This is a genomic window from Streptomyces sp. NPDC107550 (assembly GCF_055639095.1).
On the sequence record NZ_JBVKBC010000028.1, the window covers coordinates 80,968 to 88,660 of the forward strand.

Below are 7,693 nucleotides of genomic sequence, written 5' to 3' on the forward strand. Positions count from 1 at the left end.
GTGGGACTCGGCGACATCATCAGCGACCTGACGCCCGACTCCGTCGAGGACGCGGTCGAGGACGGCGTCGAATGGCTCGGCGACCGGGTCGAGGACGCGGGCGACTGGACGGCCGACCGGCTGAAGGACATCGGCTGGGAGTCCGGCGCGGACTGGGTGCGCGAGCAGTCCCGTTCGGTCGCCAACCGGATGGGCGCCGAGGTCGACGAGATGGACCTCGGGCAGACCGAGGACAAGACGAAGCTCATCTACGGCAGCCCGAGCACCCTTCTCGACCGGGCGGCCCAACTGCGGGCGTTCCAAAAGTCGTTCGACACCACGGGCGACGGCATCAAGGGCCTGTCGTCGGCGGAGCTGAAGGGCGAGGCCGCCGACGCGCTGCGCAAGGCGGTGGCGAAGCAGCCGCCCAAGTGGTTCACCGGTGCCGACGCCTGCGAGAAGGCCGCGAGCGCCCTGGAGAACTTCGCGGGCACCGTCACCTGGGCCCAGGGCCAGGCGCAGACGGCGATCGACAAGTGGAAGGAGGGCACCAAGGCGTCCGAGGCCGCCGCCGACGCCCACCGCGAGAAGGTCGACGCGTTCAACAAGGCCGTCGACAAGTACAACGCGCAGCCCGCCGACAAGCGCGACCCTCAGTCTCTGCCGCCCCGGCCCGCCGCGACCTTCGACGACCCGGGCAAGAAGCTGATGCAGGAGGCGCAGGACATCCTCGCCGAGGCCCGCAAGCAGCGGAACACGGCGGCGGCGACCGCGTCCTCCGCCGTCAAGGCCGCCCGCGACCTGGCCCCCGAGAAGCCCTCGTACGGGCAGCAACTCGCGGACGGCGCCCAGGAGATGCAGCTCATGGGCGACCACGTCGGCGGCGGCATCATCAAGGGCGCCGCCGGCATCGTGAACTTCGCGCGCGGCCTCAACCCGCTGGACCCGTACAACATCACGCACCCCGCCGAGTTCGCCACCAACCTCAACAGCCTCGCCGCGGGGCTCGTGGTCGCCGCCAACGACCCGGTGGGCACCGGCAAGCGCATGGTCGAGGACTTCATGAAGGACCCCGCCGAGGGGTTCGGCCGGCTGATACCCGATCTGGCGCTGACCGCCGCGACGGGCGGCTCCGGCGCCGCCGTGAAGGCCGCCCGGCTGGCCAAGGAGGCGGCGGGCGCGGCGAAGGCGGCGCGGGTCGCGGACGACGTGGCCGACGCGGGCCGCGCGCGCCGCCTGCTGGACGAGGACCCCGAGGGCAGCCACCGCACCCCGGACGGCGACCGGGAGAAGGGCGGCGACCCGGTCGACCTGGCGACGGGCAAGATGTTCCTGCCACAGACCGACGTCGTCCTGCCGGGCCTGCTGCCGCTGGTCTTCACGCGCCGTACGGAGTCGGGTTGCGCGGTCGGCCGCTTCATGGGGCCCGCCTGGACGTCGACCGTGGACGAGCGCCTGGACGTGGACGAGATCGGCGTCGTGCACGTCACCGCCGAGGGGCTGCTCGTCGCGTACCCGCACCCCGTGCCCGGCGTGCCCACCGGGCCCGTCGACGGCGCCCGCCGCACCGAACTGGCCCGGGAGCCCGGCGGCGACTACACGCTGAGCGACCCGGACAGCGGCCTGGTCTTCCGGTTCGGCGCCCCCGCCGACAGCGAGCCAGGCGGCGACGGCCGCGCCTGGCTGACCTCGGTCACCGACCGTGGCGGCAACCGCGTGACGGTCCTGCGCGACGAGGACGGCGTGCCGAGCGCGCTCACCGACGAGGCGGGCAGGACCGTACGACTCGCCTTCACGGACGGCCTGTTGACCGGCCTGTCGCTGGCCGGGGCGGGCGCGGGCGGCGCGGACCTGCCGCTGATGACGTACGGCTACGACGACGGCGACCTCACGACCGTCACCAAGCCGTCCGGCGCCACCACCCGCTTCGTCTACGACGAGCGGCGCCGCGTCACCGCGTGGATCGACTCCAACGACAGCCGCTACGACTACGTGTACGACGACCGCGACCGCGTCGTCGCCGAGGGCGGCGAGGCCGGGCACGTCCAGATCACCCTCGCCTACACCGGCCCCGACCCCGACACGGGCCGCACCACCACGACGCTCACCACCGCGCAGGGGCACGCGACCCGGCACGTCTTCGGCCCCGGCTGCCGCCTCCTCGCGGTCACCGACCCGCTCGGGAACACCACCCGGTACGCGTACGACGGGCACGGCCGGCAGGTGGCGCGCACCGACGCGCTCGGGCACACCACGTCCTTCTCGTACGACGCGGAGGGCAGGCTCGTCCGGGCGCTGCGCCCCGACGGAAGCGAACTGCGCACCGTGCGCGGCGAGTTCGGGCTTCCGGTGGAGGTCGTGCAGGCGGACGGCACGCGCCGGATCCACACGTACGACGAGCGCGGCAACCACACCTCGGTCACCGACGAGGCGGGCGCGACCACGCACTACACGTACGACCGGGCCGGGCGGCTCACCTCCGTCACCGACCCGCTCGGCGCGACCACGCACCTCGTGTGCGACGCGGCCGGGCTGCCCGTGCAGGTCACCGGCCCGGCGGGCGGCGTCACCCGCACCGAACGCGACGCGCTGGGCCGCCCGGTGCGCACCGTCGATCCGGCCGGGGCGGTGACCACGTACGTGTGGGACGCCGACGGACAGCTCGCCCACCGCACCGGACCCGACGGCGCGAGCGAGTCGTGGACCTACGACGGCGAGGGCAACTGCCTCACCCACACCGACGCGACCGGCGCCGTCACCCGCTTCGCGTACACGCACTTCGACCTGCCGCTGGCCCGCACCGGCCCCGACGGCGCCCGCTACGAGTTCACGCACGACGCCGATCTGCACCTCACCCGCGTCACCAACCCGCAGGGCCTGACCTGGGACTACGCCTACGACGCGGCGGGCAACCTCGTCCAGGAGAGCGACTTCGACGGGCGGGTGCTCCGCTACCGCCTTGACGCCGAGGGCCGCCTCGCGGAGCGCACGGACGCGCTCGGCGGCACCATCGCCTTCACCCGCGACCCGCTCGGCCAGGTGGTCGAGAAGGACGTCGACGGCCGGGTGACGACGTACGCCTACGACGGCGCCGGACGGCTCCTGGAGGCGACCGCCCCGGACACCGACCTGCGTTACCAGTACGACCGCCGGGGCCTGGTGAAGACGGAACTGGTCGACGGCCGCGCCATCGTCTACACGTACGACGCGCTGGGCCGCCGCAAGAGCCGCACCACCCCCACCGGGCACGTCACCTCCTACGCCTACGACGACCGGGGCCTGCCCGAGCGGCTGACGACGGGCGGACGCCGGATCGACTTCACGCACGACGCGGCGGGCCGGGAGCTGACCCGGGCCCTCGGCGACGCCGTCACCCTCGCCTCCACCTGGGACGCGGCGGGCCGCCTCGCCGAACAGCGCGTCACCGCCGGCGGCCGCGCCGTCAACACCCGCGCCTACTCCTACCGCGCCGACGGGCATCTGCTGGCCGTCGCCGACGGGCTCGCCGGCACCCGCACCTTCGACCTCGACGCGGCGGGCCGGGTCACCGCCGTCCACGCCCGCGGCTGGAGCGAGCGGTACGCGTACGACGACGCCGGCAACCAGACCGCCGCCGCCTGGCCCGAACGCCACCCGGGCCAGGCCGCCACCGGCGAGCGCGCCTACACCGGCACCACCGTCACCCGCGCCGGAGCCACCCGCTTCGAGCACGACGCGCTCGGCCGGATCACCCTGCGCCAGAAGACCCGCCTGTCCCGCAAGCCCGACACCTGGCGCTACACCTGGGACACGGAGAACCGCCTGACCTCCGTCACCACCCCCGACGGCACCCGCTGGCGCTACCGCTACGACCCGCTCGGCCGCCGTACGGCCAAGCAGCGCCTGGCGCCCGACGGCGAGACGGTCGCCGAGGAGACCCGGTTCACCTGGGACGGCCTGACCCTGTGCGAGCAGACGGAGCACCGGCCGGACGCGCCGTCCGTCGTCGCCCTCACCTGGGACCACCGCGACGTCGTCCCCCTCGCCCAGACCGAGCGCATCCTCGGCGCGGACAGCGCCCAGGCCGAGATCGACCGCCGCTTCTTCGCCATCGCCACCGACCTCGTCGGCACCCCCACCGAACTCGTCGACGAGTCCGGCGCCGTCGCCTGGCGCTCCCGCGCCACCCTGTGGGGCACGACCGCCTGGTCCCGCGACAGCACCGCCTACACGCCCCTGCGCTTCCCGGGCCAGTACTACGACCCCGAGACGGGCCTGCACTACAACTGCCTGCGCCACTACGACCCCGAGACCGGCCGCTACGTCTCACCCGACCCCCTCGGCCTCGCCCCCGCCCCCAACCCCGTCACGTACGTCGGCAACCCGAACGCGGGATGCGACCCGCTGGGCCTGATGCCCAAGTACACGAAGGAGGAGAAGGCCGCCCAGGCCCGCGTCAAGGCGCACCAGACGGCGGAGGACGTCATCCAGCGCGCGGAGGACGGCAAGTTCAAGAAGAGCGGCAACTACCACGGCGACACCCGGCACGGCTTCAGCGACGAGCGGGTGCTCGACATCCTGAAGAACCCCGACGCGGTGTACCACTCGACGGCGGGCAGCGGCCGGCTGATCTTCCGTCAGGGCGAGGACGTCGTCGTCACCGAGGGCGGCGGCGCGGGCGCGGGCAACGCGATCACGGCGTACGGGCCCTCCGGGATCAAGGGCGAGTCCGGGGCGAAGGCACTGGGCGGCCTGCCCAGCGATCCCGGCAGCCCGATTACCCACGCCGATGTCGTGGAAGGCAGGATTCCGGCGAAGAACGGCTTCGTGGCACCGGCGGAACAGATTCGATGAGGCGGCATTCACCGTGAAACTGACCTTCGACGACGACTGGACGGCGACCGTGACGGGCGAACCGCTCACCGTCGCCCCGCGCTTCGACTTCGCCGGGCAGCGGGTGCGCGTGGCGGCCTACGCGAGCGTGGAGGAGCAGGAGCGGTTCCAGCTTTCGACCTTCGGCAGCCAGGACTGGCTGTGGGACGCGCCCGACGAGGCGAGGTTCGACCCGCGGGACCGCCGCCTCGTCGGCCTCGCCTTCCAGCTCCCGTACGAGACCGCCGACGCCGAGGACCGCGCACGCGTCCCGGAGCTTCCGCTCGCGCGGCCGGGCGGGCTGCGCGCGGACGAGGCACGGGACTTCCGCCTGGAACCGGCCACGGAACTGTGCCGGGCGCCCGGTGACACGGCCTTGACCTGCCTGCGCGACCTCGACGTCCTCGACGCGCCGCTCCAGGCCCGCATCGGCGTCGCGCCCGACGTGGCCCTCCTCGTCCAGGACGGCACCGTCGTCGGCTGGAGCCTGACCGACCCGGCCCGCCATCTGACGCACGGCTTCGCCGCCCCCGACCCGGCCCCGCCCGCCGCGCGCACCCGCCCGCTGCTCACCGAGAGCCTGGACCTGACCACGTCCCCGCTCCTGGACGACGTCCGCGCCCGCGACCCGAAGGCCATCGCCCGCCTCACGGCCCTCCACGAGACCCTGCGCACCCGCACGGAGGACCCCCACCGCACCCAAGCCCTCCTCGCCCTCATCGCGGACCTGTACGAGGACTACGGCGGGGGCTCATGAGGGTCACGTTCGAGGGGCCCGGCACCTGGCCGGGCCCGCGGGTGAGGTGTCAGTTGCTGGAGACTGTGACCTTCTCGTCGTTGTTGAACTGGTCCACGAGCTGCTTGACCTTGGCCTTGTCCCAGACCAGGTTGCCGCCGACGCTGCCGCTGACCGGCATGTTCATCGACTTGCCGTCGCCGCCGTTGGCCGCCTTCATCGCCATGAACATCGAGCCGAGGTCCCACAGGCTCATGTCCTTGTCGACGATGAGCGAGTCGAGCCCGGCGCCCATCGTGGGGTAGAGCTTGAAGGGGTTCATGATCGTGCCCGGCGACGACACCTTGTGGGCCAGCGCCCCGAGGAACGCCTGCTGGTTCTTCGTACGCTGCAGGTCGGACGCGGCGAAGGCGTGCCGGGTGCGGACGAAGGCGAGGGCCTGCTTGCCGTTGAGGGTCTGCTTGCCGGCCTTGAAGTCGGCGCCGGACCACTTGTCCTTGAAGCCTTCCTTCAGGGTCATGTCGACGCCGCCGACCGCGTCCACGATGTTGGCGAACCCGGCGAAGCCGATCTCCGCGTAGTGGTCGATGTGCAGGCCCGTGTTGGCCTCGACGGTACGGACGAGCAGCGTCGGCCCGTCCTCCGCGTACGCGGCGTTGAGCTTCGTGGTGCGGCCGGTGGCGGGGTACGTCTTGCCGGACTCGGCGCCCTTGTAGGAGGGGATCACCACGTTGGAGTCGCGGGGGAGGGAGACGAGCGTGTCGCCGTTGCCACCGACGTGCAGGATCATCATCGTGTCCGTGCGCTTGCCCTCGGCGGAACCGGTGTGCAGGTCCTTCTTCTGGGCGCTGCTCATGCCCTCGCGGCTGTCGGTGCCGACGATCAGGTAGTTCGTGCCGGCGCCGGTCGCGGGCCGGTTGATGACCTTGGCGAGGTCGACGTCGCGGTTGAGCTTGGAGTCGGCCCAGAAATACGTGCCGATCGACGTGACGACCACCACGGTGACGACCGTGATCGCCGTCCACTTGATGCGCTTGCGCCAGTTCGGCGTGCGGGCGGGGCGGCCGGTCGGCGGGCCGTAGTCACCGCCGCCGCCACCTCCGCCGGGGCGGTGCGCGGGCTGGCCGTAGACCTGCCCGGTGTTGTACTCGCTGTCGTAGCCGCTGTCGTACGAGGCCCTGCCGCCCCCGCGCTGGTCGCGGTACAGGTCGTCGTACCCCCCGTCGTCGTAGCCGGGCTGCTGCGGCACCGGACGCTGGACGTGACGCATGACACGGGCGCCCTCGGGGCGCGCGCTCGCGCTGCCACGGCCGTAGCCACCGCCGGCGCCGGCACCCTGCTGCCTGTCGCTGAACCCCTCGGGCCAATCGTTCATGGGCTCAGTGTGCCGCGTCCTCAGGTGGGCGCCACAAGCCCGCGGAGCGAATCGGGCCAGTGCTGTTGCAGAGCTGACACAAACGTCGCGCGCATATGGTGGGTGGCATGACAGACCAGGCCCTCGGCGCGGAATCCGATATTCCGGGCAAGCCGACCGCAGCATCCCGGACCACGTTGTCGCACATCATGACGCACAACGACACCAATCTCCTCGGCACCGTGCACGGCGGCGTGATCATGAAACTCGTCGACGACGCGGCGGGGGCGGTTGCCGGGCGGCACTCCGGGGGGCCTGCCGTGACCGCCTCCATGGACGAGATGGCGTTCCTGGAGCCGGTGCGCGTGGGTGACCTTGTTCACGTGAAGGCGCAGGTCAACTGGACCGGGCGGACCTCCATGGAGGTGGGGGTGCGGGTGCTCGCGGAGCGGTGGAACGAGTCGGCGCCCGCGCAGCAGGTCGGGTCCGCGTATCTCGTGTTCGCGGCGGTGGACGCGGACGGGAAGCCGCGGGCGGTGCCTCCTGTCATCCCCGAGACGGATCGGGACCGGCGGCGGTATCAGGAGGCGCAGATCCGCCGCCAGCACCGGTTGGCCCGCCGCCGAGCCATCAAAGAACTCCGCTCCCGCACCACAGCCCCGGAAGCCTGAGCCCCGCCAGGGGCGCGGGGAACTGCGCGCTCGGCCACGACGCACCCGGCACTCTGGGGCTCCGCCCCAGCCCCCGCTCCTCAATCGCCGGAGGGGCTGGGA

Annotated in this window: 4 protein-coding genes; 3 read left to right on the plus strand and 1 reads right to left on the minus strand. The window is 72.7% G+C overall.

Annotated features, from left to right (window positions below):
• Both ACZ7LY_RS27860 and ACZ7LY_RS27865 read left to right on the plus strand, forming a co-directional pair.
• Positions 1 to 4,812, plus strand: coding sequence for a putative T7SS-secreted protein (locus ACZ7LY_RS27860; RefSeq protein ID WP_471627475.1), 4,812 nt, complete (start codon positions 1 to 3; stop codon positions 4,810 to 4,812).
• Positions 4,813 to 4,825: 13 nt separating this feature from the next.
• Positions 4,826 to 5,587, plus strand: a complete 762-nt coding sequence (locus tag ACZ7LY_RS27865; RefSeq protein ID WP_471627476.1) for a hypothetical protein — start codon at positions 4,826 to 4,828, stop codon at positions 5,585 to 5,587.
• Positions 5,588 to 5,636: 49 nt separating this feature from the next.
• On the opposite strand, the gene ACZ7LY_RS27870 is transcribed toward ACZ7LY_RS27865, so the two are convergent.
• On the minus strand, positions 5,637 to 6,941 hold the full coding sequence (locus tag ACZ7LY_RS27870) for an LCP family protein (protein ID WP_471627477.1): 1,305 nt from the start codon (positions 6,939 to 6,941) through the stop codon (positions 5,637 to 5,639).
• A 107-nt stretch (positions 6,942 to 7,048) separates the two neighbouring features.
• Between ACZ7LY_RS27870 and ACZ7LY_RS27875 the strand changes: the two genes are divergently transcribed.
• Positions 7,049 to 7,591, plus strand: coding sequence for an acyl-CoA thioesterase (locus tag ACZ7LY_RS27875; protein WP_471627478.1), 543 nt, complete (start codon positions 7,049 to 7,051; stop codon positions 7,589 to 7,591).
• Positions 7,592 to 7,693: the final 102 nt, after the last annotated feature.

Excerpts from the sequence above, each read along its gene's own strand:
- ACZ7LY_RS27870 (WP_471627477.1), bottom strand. The coding sequence starts at position 6,941 with ATGAACGATTGGCCCGAGGGGTTCAGCGACAGGCAGCAGGGTGCCGGC.
- ACZ7LY_RS27875 (WP_471627478.1), top strand. The coding sequence starts at position 7,049 with ATGACAGACCAGGCCCTCGGCGCGGAATCCGATATTCCGGGCAAGCCG.